At 60.3% G+C, this 19,069-nt stretch carries 20 protein-coding genes and 1 pseudogene; 9 read left to right on the top strand and 12 right to left on the bottom strand.

What is annotated here, in order from left to right; all coding sequences use genetic code 11:
- Nucleotides 1-24: 24 nt before the first annotated feature.
- The 3 genes and pseudogenes from ACYZTK_RS24205 to ACYZTK_RS24195 all read right to left on the bottom strand — a co-directional run.
- Nucleotides 25-573 carry a hypothetical protein gene (locus ACYZTK_RS24205; protein WP_462012127.1) on the bottom strand — a complete coding sequence of 183 codons (549 nt, stop codon included), beginning with the start codon at nucleotides 571-573 and terminating at the stop codon, nucleotides 25-27.
- Between the two features lie 226 nt (nucleotides 574-799).
- The gene (locus ACYZTK_RS24200) at nucleotides 800-1,030 is read right to left on the bottom strand and encodes a hypothetical protein (protein WP_462012126.1); all 231 of its coding nucleotides are present in this window, start codon (nucleotides 1,028-1,030) and stop codon (nucleotides 800-802) included.
- An 89-nt stretch (nucleotides 1,031-1,119) separates the two neighbouring features.
- Nucleotides 1,120-1,254: pseudogene (locus tag ACYZTK_RS24195) on the bottom strand (GntR family transcriptional regulator); the annotation flags it as partial.
- Nucleotides 1,255-1,820: 566 nt separating this feature from the next.
- Here ACYZTK_RS24195 and ampC point away from each other — a divergent pair.
- Nucleotides 1,821-2,987, top strand: coding sequence for a class C beta-lactamase (ampC, locus tag ACYZTK_RS24190; protein WP_462012125.1), 1,167 nt, complete (start codon nucleotides 1,821-1,823; stop codon nucleotides 2,985-2,987).
- A 20-nt stretch (nucleotides 2,988-3,007) separates the two neighbouring features.
- Here ampC and ACYZTK_RS24185 read toward each other — a convergent pair whose 3' ends face one another.
- Together ACYZTK_RS24185 and ACYZTK_RS24180 are read right to left on the bottom strand one after the other, a co-directional pair.
- Nucleotides 3,008-3,304: a DUF6429 family protein gene (locus ACYZTK_RS24185; protein WP_462012124.1), complete on the bottom strand. Its 297-nt coding sequence runs from the start codon at nucleotides 3,302-3,304 to the stop codon at nucleotides 3,008-3,010.
- A gap of 106 nt (nucleotides 3,305-3,410) precedes the next feature.
- Nucleotides 3,411-3,947 carry a DUF4174 domain-containing protein gene (locus ACYZTK_RS24180; RefSeq protein ID WP_462012123.1) on the bottom strand — a complete coding sequence of 179 codons (537 nt, stop codon included), beginning with the start codon at nucleotides 3,945-3,947 and terminating at the stop codon, nucleotides 3,411-3,413.
- A gap of 230 nt (nucleotides 3,948-4,177) precedes the next feature.
- Here ACYZTK_RS24180 and ACYZTK_RS24175 point away from each other — a divergent pair, with 230 nt between their 5' ends.
- A complete protein-coding gene (locus ACYZTK_RS24175) occupies nucleotides 4,178-4,435 on the top strand; it encodes a GNAT family N-acetyltransferase (RefSeq protein ID WP_462012122.1) in 258 nt (85 codons plus the stop codon).
- Nucleotides 4,436-4,447: 12 nt separating this feature from the next.
- Here ACYZTK_RS24175 and ACYZTK_RS24170 read toward each other — a convergent pair whose 3' ends face one another.
- The 3 genes from ACYZTK_RS24170 to ACYZTK_RS24160 form a co-directional block, all read right to left on the bottom strand.
- Nucleotides 4,448-5,233, bottom strand: coding sequence for a sulfite exporter TauE/SafE family protein (locus ACYZTK_RS24170; RefSeq protein WP_462012121.1), 786 nt, complete (start codon nucleotides 5,231-5,233; stop codon nucleotides 4,448-4,450).
- 743 nt (nucleotides 5,234-5,976) lie between these two features.
- On the bottom strand, nucleotides 5,977-7,191 hold the full coding sequence (locus ACYZTK_RS24165) for an MFS transporter (protein WP_462012120.1): 1,215 nt from the start codon (nucleotides 7,189-7,191) through the stop codon (nucleotides 5,977-5,979).
- Between the two features lie 25 nt (nucleotides 7,192-7,216).
- Nucleotides 7,217-7,495 carry a hypothetical protein gene (locus ACYZTK_RS24160; protein WP_462012119.1) on the bottom strand — a complete coding sequence of 93 codons (279 nt, stop codon included), beginning with the start codon at nucleotides 7,493-7,495 and terminating at the stop codon, nucleotides 7,217-7,219.
- Between the two features lie 133 nt (nucleotides 7,496-7,628).
- Between ACYZTK_RS24160 and ACYZTK_RS24155 the strand changes: the two genes are divergently transcribed.
- The gene (locus ACYZTK_RS24155) at nucleotides 7,629-8,450 is read left to right on the top strand and encodes an aldo/keto reductase (RefSeq protein ID WP_462012118.1); all 822 of its coding nucleotides are present in this window, start codon (nucleotides 7,629-7,631) and stop codon (nucleotides 8,448-8,450) included.
- 28 nt (nucleotides 8,451-8,478) lie between these two features.
- The gene (locus ACYZTK_RS24150) at nucleotides 8,479-8,949 is read left to right on the top strand and encodes a DUF1810 domain-containing protein (protein WP_462012117.1); all 471 of its coding nucleotides are present in this window, start codon (nucleotides 8,479-8,481) and stop codon (nucleotides 8,947-8,949) included.
- Here the strand turns inward: ACYZTK_RS24150 and ACYZTK_RS24145 are convergent.
- Complete coding sequence (locus ACYZTK_RS24145; protein ID WP_462012116.1) at nucleotides 8,914-11,274, bottom strand: DNA polymerase II; 2,361 nt, start codon at nucleotides 11,272-11,274, stop codon at nucleotides 8,914-8,916. The two genes, ACYZTK_RS24150 and ACYZTK_RS24145, sit on opposite strands and share 36 nt — an antisense overlap.
- A gap of 187 nt (nucleotides 11,275-11,461) precedes the next feature.
- On the opposite strand from ACYZTK_RS24145, the gene ACYZTK_RS24140 reads away from it, so the two are divergent.
- Nucleotides 11,462-11,902: a CBS domain-containing protein gene (locus tag ACYZTK_RS24140; protein WP_462012115.1), complete on the top strand. Its 441-nt coding sequence runs from the start codon at nucleotides 11,462-11,464 to the stop codon at nucleotides 11,900-11,902.
- A 100-nt stretch (nucleotides 11,903-12,002) separates the two neighbouring features.
- On the opposite strand, the gene ACYZTK_RS24135 is transcribed toward ACYZTK_RS24140, so the two are convergent.
- A complete protein-coding gene (locus tag ACYZTK_RS24135; RefSeq protein ID WP_462012114.1) occupies nucleotides 12,003-12,626 on the bottom strand; it encodes a glutathione S-transferase in 624 nt (207 codons plus the stop codon).
- A 157-nt stretch (nucleotides 12,627-12,783) separates the two neighbouring features.
- Here ACYZTK_RS24135 and ACYZTK_RS24130 point away from each other — a divergent pair, with 157 nt between their 5' ends.
- The 3 genes from ACYZTK_RS24130 to ACYZTK_RS24120 all read left to right on the top strand — a co-directional run bounded on the left by ACYZTK_RS24130 (nucleotide 12,784) and on the right by ACYZTK_RS24120 (nucleotide 14,805).
- Nucleotides 12,784-13,305 carry a DUF3455 domain-containing protein gene (locus tag ACYZTK_RS24130; protein ID WP_462012113.1) on the top strand — a complete coding sequence of 174 codons (522 nt, stop codon included), beginning with the start codon at nucleotides 12,784-12,786 and terminating at the stop codon, nucleotides 13,303-13,305.
- Nucleotides 13,306-13,510: 205 nt separating this feature from the next.
- Entirely contained in the window at nucleotides 13,511-14,089 is a 579-nt protein-coding gene (locus ACYZTK_RS24125) for a sigma-70 family RNA polymerase sigma factor (RefSeq protein ID WP_462012112.1), read from the top strand.
- A complete protein-coding gene (locus tag ACYZTK_RS24120) occupies nucleotides 14,086-14,805 on the top strand; it encodes an anti-sigma factor (protein WP_462012111.1) in 720 nt (239 codons plus the stop codon). The genes ACYZTK_RS24125 and ACYZTK_RS24120 overlap by 4 nt, the downstream gene beginning before the upstream one ends.
- 115 nt (nucleotides 14,806-14,920) lie before the next feature.
- Here ACYZTK_RS24120 and ACYZTK_RS24115 read toward each other — a convergent pair whose 3' ends face one another.
- On the bottom strand, nucleotides 14,921-16,012 hold the full coding sequence (locus ACYZTK_RS24115; protein WP_462012110.1) for a DUF1615 domain-containing protein: 1,092 nt from the start codon (nucleotides 16,010-16,012) through the stop codon (nucleotides 14,921-14,923).
- Between the two features lie 288 nt (nucleotides 16,013-16,300).
- Between ACYZTK_RS24115 and ACYZTK_RS24110 the strand changes: the two genes are divergently transcribed.
- The gene (locus ACYZTK_RS24110; RefSeq protein ID WP_462012109.1) at nucleotides 16,301-17,836 is read left to right on the top strand and encodes an FAD-dependent oxidoreductase; all 1,536 of its coding nucleotides are present in this window, start codon (nucleotides 16,301-16,303) and stop codon (nucleotides 17,834-17,836) included.
- A 205-nt stretch (nucleotides 17,837-18,041) separates the two neighbouring features.
- Here ACYZTK_RS24110 and hemB read toward each other — a convergent pair whose 3' ends face one another.
- Complete coding sequence (hemB, locus tag ACYZTK_RS24105) at nucleotides 18,042-19,016, bottom strand: porphobilinogen synthase (protein WP_462012108.1); 975 nt, start codon at nucleotides 19,014-19,016, stop codon at nucleotides 18,042-18,044.
- Nucleotides 19,017-19,069: the final 53 nt, after the last annotated feature.

The following is a 19,069-nucleotide window of genomic DNA, read 5'->3' as shown; positions in this document are numbered from 1 at the left end:
GACGGGGTTTGCACAACAGAAATGTTAATCAATTTCCCGTTTTTTAATATTCAAGATGATATGGGAGGGTGGCGGATTGTAGCTGAGCGGTTTGGATACCCAAGCGTCTTCCACCATTGCCAGATAGGTGCCGTTACCGCGGTCTTTCTTGGTAACCGCATGCAGAAAGTTATACAGCACGTCTTGGTCATCAAATGCGCTAACCGCCTCCAGCCGCTGCTGCACATACCAGCCTGATATAGTTTGCAAATGAATGATCGACACCTCGGAGTCCAATTCATGCAGCGTAAGATTGGCCCCATGTACTGATTTCAAACTGAAGGTATTTGGCGAATCGCAAATCTGAAGTGCGCCTTCACTGTCCTTGATGCCGATCCATTTTCCTTTGTGTTGGCCTTCATCCACCTGGATCTGATAACCGCCCGCCACATGGTGATAAAACCGAAATTGCATCGGCTCGGTTTTTTTTAACTGGGTAGCCACCATTGCCGGGCCGGTGTGACCCGATACTAGAGCCACCGGACGACTACTGATAGTCATAGTTGCCGTAAAAGATAGAAACTTATCGAACATGATTAACTTCCTTGTATGAATTAATAACGCCATGCACTGAATGCGCAGACAAAAATAACAGCTTTGGCACATAGGACTGGAACTCAAATAAAAAAAAATGTAACAGCACTTAAGCCTTGCAACATCACGATTATTCAACGGGCGATAGAATCGCTAATAAAAAAAGCCTGACATTCAAATTTGCCAGGCTTTCAGCTTCATCTATCGACGTTTCAGCCAGGATTAATTACCGCCTATCATCCGACAGCGGAGTAGGCTCATCCGCCGGCGGCATATCGTCATCCGCAGTCGGGTCCTTCCAGTCATCAGGGCGATCTTCACCTGCTTCGGCCGGGTCCCGAGACGGGTCCATGCCTGGAGGTGCATCGTGATCCATCGACGGCTCGTCTGTGCCGGGCATCGGTCTGGTGGGGGCGGTATCGGGGGTTCCGCCGGGGAAAGTTGATTCGTTAGCCATGACGCACCTCATTGATGAGGTCCAGCAAATCTGGGCCGTACTAGTTGGAAGCGGGCGCGTGGCAGGCGTGCTGTCGGCAAGACGGACGGTCAGGCGTGATCGGCGAGGAAGCGATCGCGGCTGTTGGTCAGGTGCAGCCACATGGCCGCCGGGGCCGCATCCTGGCACTTGATCCCACTGAGAATTGCCTCGTGCTGCAGATTGGCCAATTGCCCGTAGGAGCTGTCGAGTGAAACGAGGCTGCGATCTTTTGATCTTGCTGTGTACATATCCATTGCTGCGGTAACGGCTTCTATTGGTTCCACCCTTACGGCGGGTCACTTTGAAAGCGCAAAGTAACCAAACGCTTGTTGCCCCACCACTCGGCACCTCGCCTAGGCTCGGTGTGCCCTCACTCCGGCATTGCTCCGCGGGCCGCTGCGACGGGCCATCCATGCCCCAACGCAGCTAAACCGGCATCCTTGCCGGTTTAGCCGCTACGCAATACCTGCGTTCGGCCATCGTGGTTAACGGGGCGTGCGCGATCAACAACCGGGCCGTGGCGGCCTTCGGGCCGACCAAGGCTTCAAGCTGGCGCGCTGCGCTGATTTGGTCGTGCACCTGCCTGAATTGGAAATGAGAATCTGTGGAGGTGACACCTGTGGGAGCAAAGCTTGCTCGCGATGGCGAGTTAACATTCAACATTGTCATCGACAGGCATGATGCCATCGCGAGCAAGCTTTGCTCCCACACGGGTCATTCCACAAACAGCAGGTACACTGTCCAAAACTCCATGGACACTCTTCTTCTCATGCCCACCATCCGCCTCAGCAAAACCCTGGCCTGCAGCGCATTCGGACTCCTCCTCGCCACAACTCACTGCATCGCCGCCGCCCCCACCGATCGACAGATCGAAGCGACCGTGAAAAACGCCGTCACTCCAGTCATGCAACAACAGAACATCGCAGGCATGGCAGTCGCCGTCACCTACAAAGGCCAGGCGCACTACTTCAACTACGGAGCGGCCTCCAGGGAAACAGGCAAACCGGTCACCGAGAACACCCTGTTCGAGATCGGTTCGGTCAGCAAAACCTTCACCGCGACCCTCGCTGCCTACGCCCAGGCCAGCGGCAAACTGTCCCTGTCGGACAAAGCCAGCCAGATTCTTCCGGCATTACGCGGCAGCGCCTTCGACAACATCAGCGTATTGCAACTGGGCACCTACACCGCCGGGGGCCTGCCATTGCAGTTTCCCGAAAACGCCGACTCGCCCGACAAGATGCTCGGCTATTTCCAGCAGTGGAAACCGACTTACACCGCAGGCAGCCATCGACTCTATTCGAACCCGAGCCTCGGGCTGTTTGGCTACCTCGCCGCGCAAAGCATGGGCGCGCCGTTCGACCAATTGATGGAAAAAACCTTGCTGGCAAAGTTGGGCCTTTCCCACACCTGGCTCAAGGTCCCGAAGGCTGAAATGGGGCTGTACGCCCAGGGCTACAACAAAGATGACAAGCCGGTCAGGGTCGGGCCGGGCGCGCTGGATTCAGAGGCGTACGGAGTGAAAACCAGTGCCGCCGACATGCTTGGCTATGTGCAGGCGAACCTGCAGCCGACGAAGCTGGAAGCGCCGTTGCAACAGGCGATTGCGACTACTCACACCGGCTATTACAGCGTCGGCAACATGACCCAGGGCCTGGGCTGGGAGCTATACGGCTACCCCATTGCCCTTGAACAATTACTGGAGGGGAACTCCACGAAAATGGCGATGCAGGCGCATGAAGTGCGCTGGCTCAACCCACCACAATCACAGCCTCAAAACGTGCTGATCAACAAAACCGGCTCGACTGGCGGCTTTGGCGCTTACGTTGTGTTCGTGCCCTCCAGGGACATCGGCATCGTAATCCTGGCCAATAAAAACTACCCCAATGCGGAGCGGATCAAAATCGCCCACTCGATTTTGAGCGCATTGGCGCCCTGATCGAAAACGACCATTTGGTCTTAACAAAAATGGGCGACCTGTGGAGATCGCCCATTTTTTTGTTTGCGCAGATTCGTAACCAGGTTAATTGCTGCCAGCCCTAAACAACCGGTCAGCAATCTGCCGACCTCGCTCAAGCCCTTCCTGGTCAACCCTATCGATTTGTTCTTGTTCACCGGATCACTGATGAGATCCTGCTCATGCAGGCGGTTCATGACTTCGAAGTCGAACCCTTTCCACGCATGACCGTTGTCGGAACTGAACGTTGCCAGGAGGGCAAGCACGGCTTCTTCAATGAGTTTATCGTCGTATTTCATGGTTGCAGGTCCGCTCATATTCAGCTGCCTGAAATTGCTTTGGCCGGGGGATAACAGGGTCGCTTCGCGTCCCGACGCAGGCTTCGCCAGCTGCTACAGGTTGTTTTCAGTCGTCTGGCATTTCAGGTGGTTTGGTGGGTTTGGCAGGTTTTGCGCCCTTGGCGCCCTTGACTGGTTCCGCTACCGCTGGCGTCGTAACGGTCGCAGCTGCAGCTTCCTTCTCAGCCATCGGCATGGCATCGATAGTGCTGAAAATTTCCTTCAGATCAACCTTACCCAATTGCTCAAGTTTCTTTTCGCCATCCTTGCCCACCAAAATGACCTTGGTCTGCGCCCCGGCTCCCATCTTGAGCGCGCGGATCAATGCCATCGTGCTTTGCGGGTCCAGGTCTTTGCCTTCGCGTTGGCCCATGGTGTTGATCACCGAATACAGCACCATGTTGCGTTCGGTGAAAGCCTGTTTGTTGGCAGGCTCTTCCAGGGACTTCTTCAGGCTGACCCACGTCGGGTCCACCGTGCTGGGCGCGATCACGATCAGTGGTCGCGACCTGCCCTTGTCCATGTCCAAGGGTGAATCGCCATCGGCGAGCAAGGGGCCGGCAAGTACCAGCAAGGTAGTCAGGGTCAAAGACCTGATGAGCATGCGCATCTCCTTTTGTAATCCACGCACTAATGATTGCGCATCGCGGTGATTGTTCCGGGTGACTTACCGCAATTATTTTTCGCTTAAGCCAAAGCTTAGGTCAGGGCGGTCATTGCGCAACCGCGATCCTAGGCGCGATTGATTCACGCCAGCGGACGCTTTATCGTCGACCAACGACTCGTCAGCGCCATGAAAAGGAGCTTCATCCGCCATGCAAATCGACTACCTGTGTGACCACCCGGCGCTCATTGACGCCCTGGCTCGCCGGGGTCTACGTGAAGGCCGAGTACCGCGGCCGGGGCATTGCCTCGAAGCTGGTGAACCGCATCGTCGACGAAGCGGCCGCACTGGGCATTGCCGAACTGTATCTCTATACCGACCAGGCCCAGTCGCTCTACGCCAGTCTGGGCTGGGAGGTCGTCGAAGACACAGTGGATGACGAGGGCCTGGAGATCACCGTGATGAAACGACAGGTCCCAAAGGCTTGACGCTTATTGTCCTCAGAACGCGAGTTTGTAACCGATTAATACCAGCATCGTCGCCAGGCAAGGTCGCAGCACTTCATCAGAGATACGCCCGGTCAGGTGACTACCCAGCCAGATCCCCGGCAAGGAGCCGATCAACAAGTAACCCAGCACGTGCCAGTCCATGTTGCCCATGCTCGCGTGGCCCAGGCCGGCAACCAGGGTCAGCGGCACGGCGTGGGCGATCTCAGTCCCGACCAGGCGCCGCGTCGGCAACAGCGGATAGAGGATGAACAACGCCACAGTGCCGAGCGCACCCGCGCCGATGGACGTCAGTGCGACCATGGTACCCAGGATCAGACCGGTGATGACGGTCATCACATTCAGCCGCGGACCGTTGGGGTTGTAGTTGCCACCAGCGCGTTTGTGCGCGAAATCGAGCAGGCGCTTCTTGAAGAAAATCGCCAGTGCGGTGGCAAACAGCACAAAGCCCAGGGCCTGCTTGATGACGGCGTTCATCGCATCGGGCGAGTTGTGCAGCGTACTCAGGAACCACAGGGTCATCAGCACCGCCGGGACACTGCCCAGGGTCAGCCAGCCAGTGATTGCCCAGTCGATATTGTTGTTTTTCCGGTGAACCAGGACGCCGCTGGATTTGGTGATGGCGGCGTACAGCAGGTCGGTACCGACCGCCGTGGCGGGGTTGACGCCGAACCACAGCAGGATCGGGGTCATCAACGAACCACCACCGACACCCGTCATGCCTACGATAAAACCGACTACCAGTCCCGCAACGACTAACCCGAGGTTTCCGAATTCCATAAACCGTCCACACAAACCGCAGGAAAAAACTGGCCCGCAGCATAGCGATTTTTCTTATAACTACTTATATCGATGCGGACTATCGTTATACCCGAACACGCTTGCACCGTAGATGCGAGCCTGGGCTGGACGGTTCCGGCTATGGGCGATAACGATGACGCGGGCAACAGGATAGCCGACGCGACCTCCAGACCATCGCGAGCGGGCTCGCTCCCACAGGGGGGGTGGCGTCCATTTGGGGAGTGCGCGTTATCGTTGGCGTCCATCGCGAGCAAGCTTTGCTCCCACAGTCATCACCCTCCCACAGGTCCTGGTTCCGACTCAGAGAAGGTACACGACCAAACAAGCGCAGCGCGCCGGCTTGATGCCTTGGTCGGCCCAGAGGCCGCCACGGCACGGTTGTTGATCGCGGACGCCCCGTTAACCACGATGGCCGAACGCAGGTATTGCGTAGCGGGTAAACCGGCAAGGATGCCGGTTTAGCCGCGCTGGGCCAGGGAGGGCCCATCGCGGCGGGCCCGCGGAGCAATGCCGGAGTACGGGCACACCGAGCCCTAGCGAGGTGCCGAGTGGTGGGGCAAGAGCGCTTGGTTACTTGGCGCTTTTTCAAGTGACCCGCTGTAAAAGCGGAACCATTTGAAGCCGTGACCGCAGCAATGGATATGTACACAAAGATCAAAAGATCGCAGCCTCGTTTCTCTCGACAGCTCCTACAGGGAAATCAGTGTCAGCGCAGAAATGGGTCAGTGGGACCGCCGCCCCGGCTTGAAGCTGTGATGGCGATTAACAAACACCGTGGCAAACGCCACCAGCGACAAAATCAGCAGCGCCCAGGGAAACGACATCGCCCCCACCCGGTCCAGCAACAGGCCACCAAACAGCCCCCCTCCGGCGATCGCCACGTTCCATGAAGTCGTCAGCATCGCCTGCACCACATCCACGTTCTCACCTGCAGAATCCGCCGCCGCCGTCAGCAACAACGTTGCCGACCCGCCAAACGACAGGCCCCACACCGCCATGCAGGCATAGACCACCCAAGGCGACGAGGCCGCCAGTGCCAGCACCAGCGCCGTCAGCGCAAACACCGCCAGGCTGATCAGTGCCAACTGGCGCAGCCAGCGGTCCACCAGCAGACCGATGATCCAGATGCCCAGCAGCGAACTGACGCCAAACACCAGCAGCACCAGGTCCACCCGCTCACCCAGGCCGGCCTGCGTCAGAAACGGATCAATATAGGTATAAAGAATGTTGTGCCCGAGCATCCAGGTCAGCACCACAAACAGCACCGGGCGCACGCCCTTCATGCTGAACACCTTGGCCAGTGGCAGGCGCTCGGTGTCAGGCTGACCCGGCCGGTCCGGCACCGCCACCATGATCCACGCAGCCAGCAACAGCGCCATGGCCGACATGATGCCGAACGAAGCGCGCCAGCCGATCAGGTTACCCAGCCAGGTCCCCGCCGGTGTGCCGAGCGACAGCGCGACCGGGGTGCCGAGCATGGCAATTGCCAGGGCTCGGCCCTGCAAACGCGGCGAGACCAGCCCGCGTGCGTAGCCCGCCATGATCCCCCAGGACAACCCCGCTGCCATGCCCGCGAGAAAACGCGACACCAGGGTCAGGCCATAGTGGCTGGAGAAGGTGGTCACCGTGTTGAACAGCACAAACCCGCACACCGTCATCATCAATACCCGCCGCCGACGCCAGCCGCGAGTCGCCACCGTCAGTGGAATAGCCGCCATGATCGAGCCCAGGGCATAAAGCGTCACCAACTGGCCGGCCCACACTTCGCTGACCTGCAACCCGGCGCCAATCTGCGTCAACAGCCCGGCCGGCAGGGTTTCGGTGAGGACGGCGATAAAACCGGTCATGGCAAACGCCAGCAAGGCGGCGTAAGGCAGCTTTTCGCTGGCAGTCGAGTGTTGGTTGAGCGTGCGCTCGACGGTGGCCTGGTCAGTCATGACGGTTGACGCTCCCTTCAATCAGCTACTGATTGTATACAATTTCACACTGTAACTGACTCGGATCATTGCACCGGTAAAAAATAACGCTGGTCTGGAGGAATTCCTGGGGTTTGCCTTCGCGGAACTGGGAGATGACGTCCCGCTCCTGCTGCTGGCTGCAACCGCTGACCAACAGCAGCGCCAGGCAGGCCAGCAGCCGGCGTTGACAACGAATTTGCGCGGTAATGAGGGACAACAATCGGGCCATGAATTCTGGGACTTGGGCATGCGCCGGCGGTGGGGATCGCCGCAGGCTGGCCATGGATAGAACCGCGAATGCTGAAAAAGTGCAGTGCCGACGGTCCATAAGCCCGCGCCCCCCGGACGCTGCCGCACTGAACCTCATGCCATTCATGCTGCCCAATACACACAACCCTATCTACCAGGAGGTTTGCATGCGCAGTTTGCAATTGGCCGGCGTTGAAGTACCGGTCATCGGTCAGGGCACCTGGCGCATGGGCGAAGATTCGTCGCAGCGCACCGGCGAAATCGCCGCCTTGCGCCAGGGCATCGAGCTCGGCATGACCCTGATCGACAGTGCCGAAATGTACGCCGAGGGCGGTGCCGAGGAAGTGGTGGGCGAAGCGATCGCCGGTCAGCGCGACAAGGTGTTCCTGGTCAGCAAGGTGTATCCGCACAACGCAGGTCGTCAGGGTATTCCCCAGGCCTGCGAGCGCAGCCTGAAGCGCCTGGGCACTGATTACATCGATCTGTATCTGCTGCACTGGCGCGGCCAGTATCCGCTTGAGGAAACGGTCGAAGCCTTCGAGCGCCTGCGCGAAGCTGGCAAGATCGGCCGCTGGGGTGTGTCCAATTTTGATCTGGATGACCTGCACGAACTGGCCAACCCGGCCTGTGCTACCAATCAGGTGTTGTATAACCTGGAAGAGCGCGGCATCGAGTTTGATTTGCTGCCGTGGTGCCAGCAACAGCGGCTGCCAGTCATGGCCTACTGTCCGATTGGCCAAGGTGGGCATATGCTGGCCCAGGCCACGCTCGCACAGGTGGCAGCCCGTCATCAGGCGACACCGGCGCAAGTAGCGCTGGCGTGGATTCTGCGGCAGGACGGGGTGATCGCCATTCCCAAGGCGGTGCGGCTCGAGCACGTAACACTCAATGCCCGAGCCCTGGACCTACAGCTTGAGCCGGGGGATCTGGAGGCGCTGGACCAAGCGTTTCGAGCGCCACAACGCAAACAGCGACTGGCCATGGTCTAGGCCATCGGTTGCATCAGAGGGCTTCTACATGAGAAGCACCGATCCGCTGGACTCGTTTAACCTGGATCGATTTATCCAGGCCCAGGACCCGGTGTTCCATCACGTCCTCGAGGAACTGGGTGCCGGGCATAAACGCCGGCACTGGATGTGGTTCGTCTTCCCGCAGATCGCCGGGCTCGGTGGCAGCGAGATGTCCCGGCACTTCGCCATCCAGTCGGCGGCGGAAGCTGCGGGCTACCTGGCGCACACAGTGCTGGGCCCGCGGCTGCGAACCTGCACTCAATTGGTGCTGGATATCAGGCATCAGTCGCTTATCGATATTTTCGGTCATCCCGACGACCTGAAGTTTCACTCCTCGATGACCCTGTTCGCGCAGTTCAGCCCCCCGGACAGCATCTACCATCGGGCGCTTAACCGTTATAACCATGGCATTCCGGACGGATGGACCCTGTCGCTGCTCGACTCAAAACAGGCCCAGCTGCCCACCAATCAGGGTTGAAAAGTCATCGTTCACAAACGGCAGAATGGCGTCCGCGATCGGTTGCAGCTGCCGGGTGACGTAATGGTCGTAGTCGATGGGCGCGCTGCGCACCTCCAGCGGTTCGGGCCCGGCCACCGTGATGAGGTAACTGATCCAGCCGCCGTTCTGATACTGCCGGGGTCGGCCCTGCTGGTCGTTGTAGTCGTCGGCGATCCGCGCAGCGCGCACATGGGGTGGCACGTTTCGTTCGTAGTCGTCGAGGGTGCGGCGCAGGCGCTTGCGGTAGACCAGGCGCTCGTCGAACTCGCCGGCCAGGGTCTTGCGCACGTAATCGCGCACGTAATCCTGGTAAGGCTGGCGATGGAAGATCAGCGAGTACAGCTCCTGCTGGAACTGCCGAGCCAGCAGCGACCAGTCGGTGCGCACCGCTTCCAGGCCCTTGTACACCATCTCGTCAGTGCCATCGGCGCGACTCACCAATCCGGCATAACGCTTCTTGCTGCCCTCCTCCGCTCCGCGAATGGTCGGCATCAGGAACCGCGTGTAGTGGGTTTCGTACTGCAGTTCGAGCACGCTCTGCAGTCCATACTCCTGCTGCACGTGTTCGCGCCACCACTGGTTCACATGGTCGACCAGGGCGTGGCCGATCTGCGCCGCTTCCTCGCGGCCATGGGCGCGGCGCAGCCAGACGAAGGTCGAGTCGGTATCGCCGTAGATCACCGTGTGACCCTGGGCTTCGATCAGCTGGCGCGTGCGCAGCATGATTTCATGCCCGCGCAAGGTGATCGACGATGCCAGGCGCGTGTCGAAGAACCGGCAGCCGCTGGACCCGAGCACGCCGTAGAAGGCGTTCATGATGATCTTCAGGGCCTGTGACAGCGGCGCGTTGTGTTCGCGCTTGGCGGTTTCCCGACCTTCAGCGACCCGCGAGACAATTGCCGGCAGGCAATGCCGGGTTCGGGAAAACCGCGCACCACGGAAACCGGGCACCGAGTCCTGGTCGTCGGGATGCTTGAGGCCTTCGATCAGACCGACCGGGTCGATCAGGAACGTGCGGATGATCGAGGGGTAAAGGCTCTTGTAGTCGAGAACCAGCACCGATTCGTACAGCCCGGGTTGCGAGTCCATGACAAACCCGCCAGGACTCGCCTCGGGAGGACGGCCACCGAGGTTGGGCGCGACAAAACCCTGGCGATGCATCAGCGGCATATACAGGTGGGTAAACGCCGCCACCGAGCCGCCGCTGCGATCCGCCGGCAGACCAGTGACGCTGGCGCGCTCCAGCAGGAAGGTCAACAGCTCGGTCTTGGCAAAAATCCGCGTGACCAGTTCGCAGTCCTTAAGGTTGTATTTGGCCAGCGCCGGTTTGTCCTCGGCGAACATGCGGTTGATTTCGTCCATGCGCTGGTAGGGCGTGCTGATCGCCTTGCCCTCCCCAAGCAGGGTCTGTGCGACGTTTTCCAGGCTGAACGAGGGAAAACTCCAGGTCGCCGAGCGCAGGGATTCGATGCCGTCGATGATCAACCGGCCAGCGGCGGCGGCGAAATAGTGATTGCGGCTGCCATGCTCGCGCCACTGCATTTCTTCGCCGCCACGCCCCAGCTTGAGCGGCACCGCCAGGCGTCGGGCGTGTTCATGCAGCACGCGCAAATCGAACTGCACGACATTCCAGCCGATGATCGCGTCGGGATCGAAGCGGGCGAACCATTCGTTGAGTTTCTTCAGCAACAAGGTGCGCGACTCGCAATACTCAAGCTGGAAGTCCACTTCGCTGTGGTCACCGTTCGGTGGGCCGAGCATGTACACCTGCCGCTCGCCGCAGCCTTCCAGGGCAATCGAGTACAGCTCGCCGCGGGCGGTGGTTTCAATGTCCAGGGACACCAGCCTGAGTGTTGGCCGGTAAGCGGGGTCGGGTTTCATCTGCGCATCAAGCAGCAGGCCATCGGCGTTCGGCGTGCCACCGAAGATCACCGGCGCGGTGATGAAGCGCTCCATCATGTAACGTTCCGGCGGGCGCACGTCGGCCTCGAACATTTCGACGCCGGCCTTGCGCAGCGCGGTTTCCAGGCGCATCAGCTGGCCGTGCTGCTGACAGTACAGGCCGAGCACCGGGCGATGCTCGAAGTCCAGCAGCGCCAGCGGCCGCAGCTCAACGTTTTTCTCGCCTTGCAGCAGCTGTTCCGCCTGTTCGCGCTGCTCTGCCGGGATAAACGCCACCGACGTTTGATGAGGCAGGCGAATACGCTGGGGCCCGTCATCGGTCGCCAGCCAGAACTCGACTTCCGTACCGGCCGGGGTGTCGCGCCAATGCCGGGTCAGGACAAAACCCTGCTGTAGATCCACCGCTGCAACCTCGATATCTGATTCAGGTGGGGATTCTACGCGTAACCTTGCTACGGGGTTGAGCGCCGAATTTGCTAAAAAATCTGCAAAATGACGTTTTTTGTATGATATCCGCCGCTTTGCGCCTTGCCCTCGGCGCCCGGGTCTATGATTCTTCTAGAACAACGACAACACCAGAGTACACACCATGAAAACCGTCGCCCAACTGCTCAAGTTGAAAGATCAGAAGAATCAGGAAGTGCACCAGATCAAGCCCGACCACATGGTGCTCGAAGCGTTGATGAAGATGGCCGAAAAGAACGTCGGCGCCTTGCTCGTGGTGGAAAATGACCAAGTGGTTGGGATTATCAGTGAACGGGATTACGCGCGAAAACTAGTGCTGCATGGTCGTTCCTCAGTCGGAACTCCGGTGCGCGACATCATGGTGGCGAATGTAATCACCGTGGACACCCACCAGACCGTCGACACCTGCCTTGGCATCATGTCCGACAAACGGCTGCGCCACTTGCCGGTGGTCGAGGACGGCAAGTTGATTGGCTTGCTGTCCATTGGTGACCTGGTCAAGGAAGCGATTGCCGAACAGGCGGAGCTGATTCGGCAGTTGGAGCAGTATATTCGCGGGGAGTGACCACATTCCCTGTGGGAGTGAGCCTGCTCGCGATGGAGTGTCAGCCGACATCAAGTTTTCTGACACTCCATCGCGAGCAGGCTCACTCCTACAGACGTGTTCACGTCGGCCAATGCCGGGCAAACACCGGTGCCAAGGTCGGATGCCGGTCTATGCGCTCCAGCCACGCATAAAACCCCGGACGGGCGCTACGCAGATGTTCGCGGCTGCCCGCCCAGCGACTCACCACGGCGGCCAGCACATCCAGCGCGCCCGGCGCCTCATCTCCCAGGTACAACTCCCCGGAAAACTGGTCGGCGAATACCTCCCAGCTCCAGTGCAACCGCTGGCGGGTTCCGCTGATCAGGTTCTGTCGGGATGCTTCGTCGGCCTCGGCCAGCCAGCGCTCGGGGTAATCGATGATGCCGATCGCCGCATAACAATTGCTGACGATGAACGCCAGGCCGCGAATGGCCTGGTCACGCTCGGCGACATCGTCGGGCAGCAGATTCGAACCGGGAAACGTCAGCCCGAGGTGAATCAGGATCGCCGCGCTCTCGGTCAGAATGCCGCCATCGGGCAATTGCAGGGTCGGAATCTGCTTGAGCGGGTTGAGTTTCTCCAGGGCTTTCGCCGATTCCGGGGACGCCTCGACATCGATGAAGCGATAGGGGATCTCGCAGAGTTCCAGCGCCGCCTCAATCGCCGCAGCGCCGGAGTTCTTGTGTCCGTAGAGCTGGTACATACACACCTCCTTTGCAGTTCTCTCTTTGTAGCAGCTGACTCTGGTGCCGCGGGAAAATTTCTTTTTTCGTCACTGCATCCAAATCGCTTTCTGGCGGGTAGTACCTGTAGCAGCCCTGATGCTGCACAGCGCATTACTCATTTTCGGAGAGCTATCGATGAACGCCAAACAGCTGATTTGCCTTGCCGGTTTGCTTGCGACCGTCCCCGCCGCTTTCGCTCAGACAGCCTTGCCGGACAGCATCAAGGTGCCAGACGGGCACAAGGTCGCCATGGAAACCACCGGGGTCGGCGAGATCACTTATGAGTGCCGCGACAAGGCTAATGCCGCCGGCATGACCGAATGGGTGTTCGTAGGGCCTAAAGCGGTGCTCAACGATCGCAGCGGTAAACAGGTCGGCACCTACTTCGGCCCGCCGGCGACCTGGCAGGCCCAGGACGGTTCGAAAATCACCGGCACTCAACTGGCAGTCGCGCCATCGACTCCGGGTAACCTGCCCTATCAACTGGTCAAGGCCAACCCTGCCGAAGGCAAAGGCGCGATGAGCGGCGTCAGCTATATCCAGCGTGTGGCCCTCAAGGGCGGCGTGGCACCGGCCACTGCATGCACGACTGCCAACAAGGGCAAGCAGGAAGTCGTGAAGTATCAGGCGGATTATATTTTCTGGGCTGCGAACTGACACGAACACCTGGAACACTGCAGGAACTGCAGGAATTGCATTAAGTACAGTTCCTGTGGGAGCAAGGCTTGCCCGCGATGGCGTCCAGTCAGGTAATCCAATGGCAGATGGCAAAATGCAATCGCGGGCAAGCCTTGCTCCCACAGGCCTTGCTCCCACTGGCCTTATTCTTACAGCCTTTCCCGCAGCCTTCTTCCCACAGGAGATGCGTTTGTTTGCTAGATTGCATGCCAGGTCCCATCAACGGCTGAGCACAGTGTCCTTGCCCGAACCTCTCTTTGATTATGAAACCCACCTGGCCGCCTGCGGGCGTGGCGAGCGGCAGTCCTTGCGGGCTTTGTACGTGCAGGAAAGCCCGCGCCTGCTGGGCGTGGCCAAACGCCTGGTGCGCGATACAGCCCTGGCTGAGGACATCGTCCACGACGCCTTCCTGAAAATCTGGAGCGGCGCCGCGCACTTCGATCCGGCGCGCGGCTCGGCCCGGGGCTGGATGTACAGCGTGACCCGGCACCTGGCGCTGAATTTCCTGCGCGATCACCGCCGTGAACTCCACGATGAGACCGATGTACAGGACATGACTGAAGCCTTCGATGACCAGGTGCATTCCGGGCGCATCCACCACTGCCTGGAGCAATTGGAGCCGGCCCGGCGCAGCTGCATTGTGCACGCCTACGTCGACGGTTATTCCCACGCCGAGATATCACACAAGCTCGGCACCCCGCTGGGCACGGTCAAAGCCTGGATCAAGCGCAGCCTCACGGCGTTGCGGGAGTGCATGGGATGATCAGCAGACCCTCAAACGAAACCCCGGACGAACGCGATGAACTGGCCAGCGAATACGTATTGGGCACTCTCTCGGCCGAGCTGCGCGAAGAGGTCCGACTGCGCCTGCAGGATGACGCGCAATTGCGTATAGCAGTCGACAGCTGGGAACGGCGCCTGCTCGGCTTGACCGACCTGGTCGAACCCTCACCACCCTCTGCCCAGTTGTGGCCGCGCATCGAGCGAAGCGTGCAGGCCCTGCAGCCGAAACCCCGGGCACCTGCGGTACACGCGTCATCCTGGTGGAACCTGCTGCCGTTATGGCGCGGGCTGGCGGGTGCCGGATTGGCGGCGAGCCTGCTGCTCGGCGCATTGCTGTTGACTCAGACCACGGCCAAGCCAAGCTACCTGGTGGTGTTGGTCGGCCCTCAGGACAAGGCGCCGGGGTGGGTGATTCAGGCGAGCAACCCGAGGGAGATTCAGCTGATCCCGCTGGGCGTGGTGGAAATTCCAGCCGACAAGGCACTGGAGTTCTGGACTAAGGCCGACGGCTGGCAAGGCCCGGTGTCACTGGGCCTGGTCAAACCGGGGCAGACCTTGTCGGTGCCGCTGGACAAACTGCCGGCCCTGGTCCCCGATCAACTGTTCGAGCTGACCCTGGAAAACCCCAATGGCTCCCCGATCGGCAAGCCGACCGGACCAATCCAGTTTATCGGCCGAGCAGTCAAAGTCATTTGATGGAGGCAACCCTGTAGGAGCGAGCCTGCTCGCGATGGCGTCGGTTCAGCTGACATCATTGCTGGCAGAGCTACCGTAATCGCGAGCAGGCTCACTCCCACAGCGGCCTGCCTATTCACCGCGCCCGGGCCATACAACGCTGATACCGCTCATCCACCCGCTTGGCAAACCAGGCCGTAGTAAGTTTGCGAGTAATCTTCGGGCTCTGCAGCACGATTCCCGGCAACACCGCCCGGGGCAATGACCTACCTTCAGCTTGCTCCGCCAATTCAAAGACCCTCTGGTAAAGCTTGGTCTCCTCGAACTCCAGGCTCTTACCCTTCTCCAGTTGATCGCGAATCGTCGGGTTGCGCATGTCCAGTTGCTTGCCCAGGCTGCGCACCGCCAGTTCAGTGGTCCCCGGCATGATCGCGTCGTAGCGCACCAGGTCACCGTCAAGCGCCAGCGGGATGCCCGAAGCACGGCTCACGGCGTTCTGGAATGCGGCATTGCGGCTGGCGTACCAGCCGGCGTTGAAATCGGCGAAGCGGTACAGCGGCTGCTGGTAGCTCACCGGGTAACCCAGCAGGTGCGCAATACCGAAATACATGCCGCCGCGACGACTGAATACCTCACGGCGAATCGTGCCATCTACCGGGTAGGGATATTCCTTCGCGTGTTGCTCGGCGAAGTCGATGCTGACCTGCATCGGCCCACCGGTATGCACCGGGTTGAAGCCGCCAAACAGCGTCTGCCCCATCGGCACTATGCCGATAAAATCATCGAAGATCGCACTGAGCTCCTTTTCGCTGCGTGCGGCATTGAGTCGGGTGCTGTAGCTCTTGCCGTTGGGCGAGCTGACTTGCAGCGCCCCGCTGACCAGCAGGCTGGGGATATGCACCTTGGCGGCCCGGCGGTCGATCTCTTCACGAGCGATCTTGCCCAGGCCCGGTACCGGTGGGTCCACTTGAAAAGTCGACTCCTGCTCGGTGACCGCAAGCACTGAGCAGAGGTTTTGCGTGCTTGGGTAGATGCCCTGTGCGGCAAACGCCGCGTAGATGTCCGTCGCCCAGCCGTCGCGGTTGGCTGTTTTTGCCGGCAGCAGGCGCAACAGTTCGGCCTTCACCTCAGCGGGTTTGCGTGCGGGCGGCTCCTGCGGCCGTTCGGTGGCGCAACCGGCCAGTACCAGCAGCGTGGCGACGCTTATGATCAATCGATTGGCTTGCATGGTGCTCCATCAAATCCTTGGGACGGTTAACCATACGATCAATGGCATGGCGCAGGCTATGACTGTCACTGGCCCTGACTGTTCCGTAGGAGCTGTCAAGTGAAACGAGGCTGCGATCTTTTGATCTGGGCATTCAAAAACAAGATCAAAAGATCGCAGCCTCGTTTCACTCGGCAGCTCCTACAGTGCATCCAGAGGAGCACGGGGTTTTCCGTTTGGCGGGGGGACCTGGACGCAGTTGCGCGCTGGACCATACTTGAAAGCCACACTCTCGAAGAAGTCAGGCCCATGAATCGACGCGACGTGTTGATCGTCGGCGCCGGCCCGACCGGGTTAGTCCTGGCGCTGTGGTTGAGCAAGCTCGGAATCCGGGTGCGGATCATCGACAAGACCTCGGCGCCCGGCACCACTTCCCGGGCGCTGGCGGTGCAGGCGCGCACCCTGGAACTGTACCGTCAGCTCGACCTCGCCGACGCCGTGGTGGAACACGGCCATCGCGTCGCTGCGGCGAACTTCTGGGTCAAGGGCGGCCCGGTAGCGCGCCTGCCGCTGACTACTGTTGGCGAAGGCCTGACGCCCTACTCGTTCCTCGAAATATTCCCCCAGGACCAGCACGAACGGCTGTTGATAAGTCGTCTTGAGGCCTTTGGCATTCACGTCGAGCGCAGCACCGAACTTGAGAGTTTCGAGGAAACCGGCGATGGCATCAGCGCGCAACTACGCCTGCCGGATGGCCAGCAGGAGACCTGCCAGGCCTGTTACCTCGCGGGGTGCGATGGCGCCCGGTCGGTGGTGCGCAAGGCTCTGGACACTGATTTTCCCGGCGGCACCTACCAGCAGATTTTCTACGTCGCCGACGTGCACGCCCGCGGCGAGGCGCTCAACGGCGAATTGCATGTGGACCTGGATGAAGCCGACTTCCTGGCAGTGTTTCCCATGGCCGAGCAAGGTCGTGCGCGGCTGATCGGCACAGTGCGTGATGAGCGCGCCGAGCACCCGGAAAACCTGCGGTTCGAGGACATCAGCAGTCACGCGATCCAGAGCATGAACGTGCAGATCGAGCAGGTGAACTGGTTCTCGACCTACCGTGTGCATCATCGCGTGGCGGATCACTTTCGCCGCGGGCGCGCGTTTCTTCTCGGCGATGCGGCCCACGTCCACAGCCCTGTCGGCGGCCAGGGCATGAACACCGGGATCGGCGACGCGATCAACCTGGCCTGGAAACTGGCGGCGGTGGTGAACGGCGGTGCCGAAGCCAGGCTGCTAAACAGTTATGAACCGGAACGTATCGCTTTTGCCCGCAAGCTGGTTGCGACCACCGACCGGGTATTCACTTTCGCTACCGCCCAGGGCCCGATCGCCGATCTGCTGCGCACCCGCCTGGCGCCGTTGCTCATTCCGAAAATGGCCTCGTTCGAAACGTCCCGCGAGTTCCTGTTCCGCACGGTGTCGCAGATCACCCTGAATTATCGCGCGATGGCATTGAGCACCGGGGTGGCCGGGCACGTTCATGGGGGGGATCGACTGCCATGGGCGCACGATGGCGAGGGCGACAATTATGAATCACTCAGGCACCCGACCTGGCAGGTGCATGTGTACGGCGACACCAGCGACGAAATGATCGCCTGGTGCGCGGAACATCGGTTGCCGTTGCAGGTGTTTGCCTGGCGACCGGCGTTCGAAAGCGCAGGACTGGGCCGCAACGGGTTCTACCTGTTGCGGCCGGATACCTATGTGGCGATTGCCGAGAACAGTTCGGATCCGAAGGTGATCGAACGCTACTTCCGCGACCACGGGATCCGTCCGTACTTCGGTTCTCCCTGACGCCCCACACATCAGACATGCTGGAGATAAAACCTGTAGGAGTGAGCCTGCTCGCGATAGCGGCCTGTCTGCCAATGCAGGTGGAGCCTGACCCACCGCTATCGCGAGCAGGCTCACTCCCACAGGATTGTGCCAATGCAGGTGGCGCCTGACACACCGCTATCGCGAGCAGGCTCACTCCTACAGGAGGGGTATTGGGTGATGGTCAGATGCCTGCCAGTGCCAAATCCATCGCGAAGTACGTGAAGATCAGGTCCGCCCCTGCACGCTTGATCGCCCCGAGGCTTTCGCGGACCACGCGGTCTTCGTCGATCGCCCCGGCCTGGGCGCCGAACTTGATCATCGCGTACTCGCCGCTCACCTGATACGCCGCCAGCGGCAGGCGCGAGGCCTCGCGTATGTCGCGGATGATGTCCAGGTAGGCGCCGGCCGGCTTGACCATCAGCGCGTCGGCGCCTTCCTGTTCGTCCAGCAAGGATTCGCGCACCGCTTCGCGGCGGTTCATCGGGTTCATCTGGTAGCTCTTGCGATCGCCCTTGAGCGCGCTGCCACCGGCTTCGCGGAACGGACCATAAAGCGCCGAAGCGAACTTGGTCGAATAGGCCATGATCGGCGTCTGGGTGAAACCGGCGGCATCCAGGGCCCGGCGGATCGCCTGGACCTGCCCGTCCATCGCCGCCGACGGCGCGATCACATCAGCACCGGCCTGGGCGGCCGCGACGGCTTGGCGGCCAAGATTGATCAGGGTCTGGTCGTTGTCGACTTCATGGTTGTGCATCACGCCACAATGACCGTGGTCGGTGTATTCGCAGAAGCAGGTGTCGGACATCACGATCATGTCCGGCACAGCATCCTTGGCGATACGCGACATCCGCGACACCAGGCCATTCTCGTTCCAGGTGTCGCTGCCGCTGCTGTCCAGGTGGTGGGACACGCCGAAGGTCATCACCGAACGAATGCCGGCACGGGCGTAACGCTCGATCTCCCCGGCAAGTTTCGACTCGGGAATGCGCATCACCCCGGGCATGCTCTTGATCGGCACGAAGTCGTCGATTTCTTCTTCGACGAAGATCGGCAGCACCAGGTCATCAAGGCTGAACTCGGTTTCCTGGAACAGGCTGCGCAGGCTCGCATTGCGGCGCAGACGGCGTGGACGTGCTTCGGGGAACTGACTGGACATGGGGTTTCCTGGGACAAGACGAAAGTCGTAGGGGGCGAGAGCTTATGCGCTGT

The sequence above is a fragment of the Pseudomonas sp. LB3P31 genome (assembly GCF_054897945.1).
This window is presented reverse-complemented; position numbering and strand designations above follow the sequence as displayed.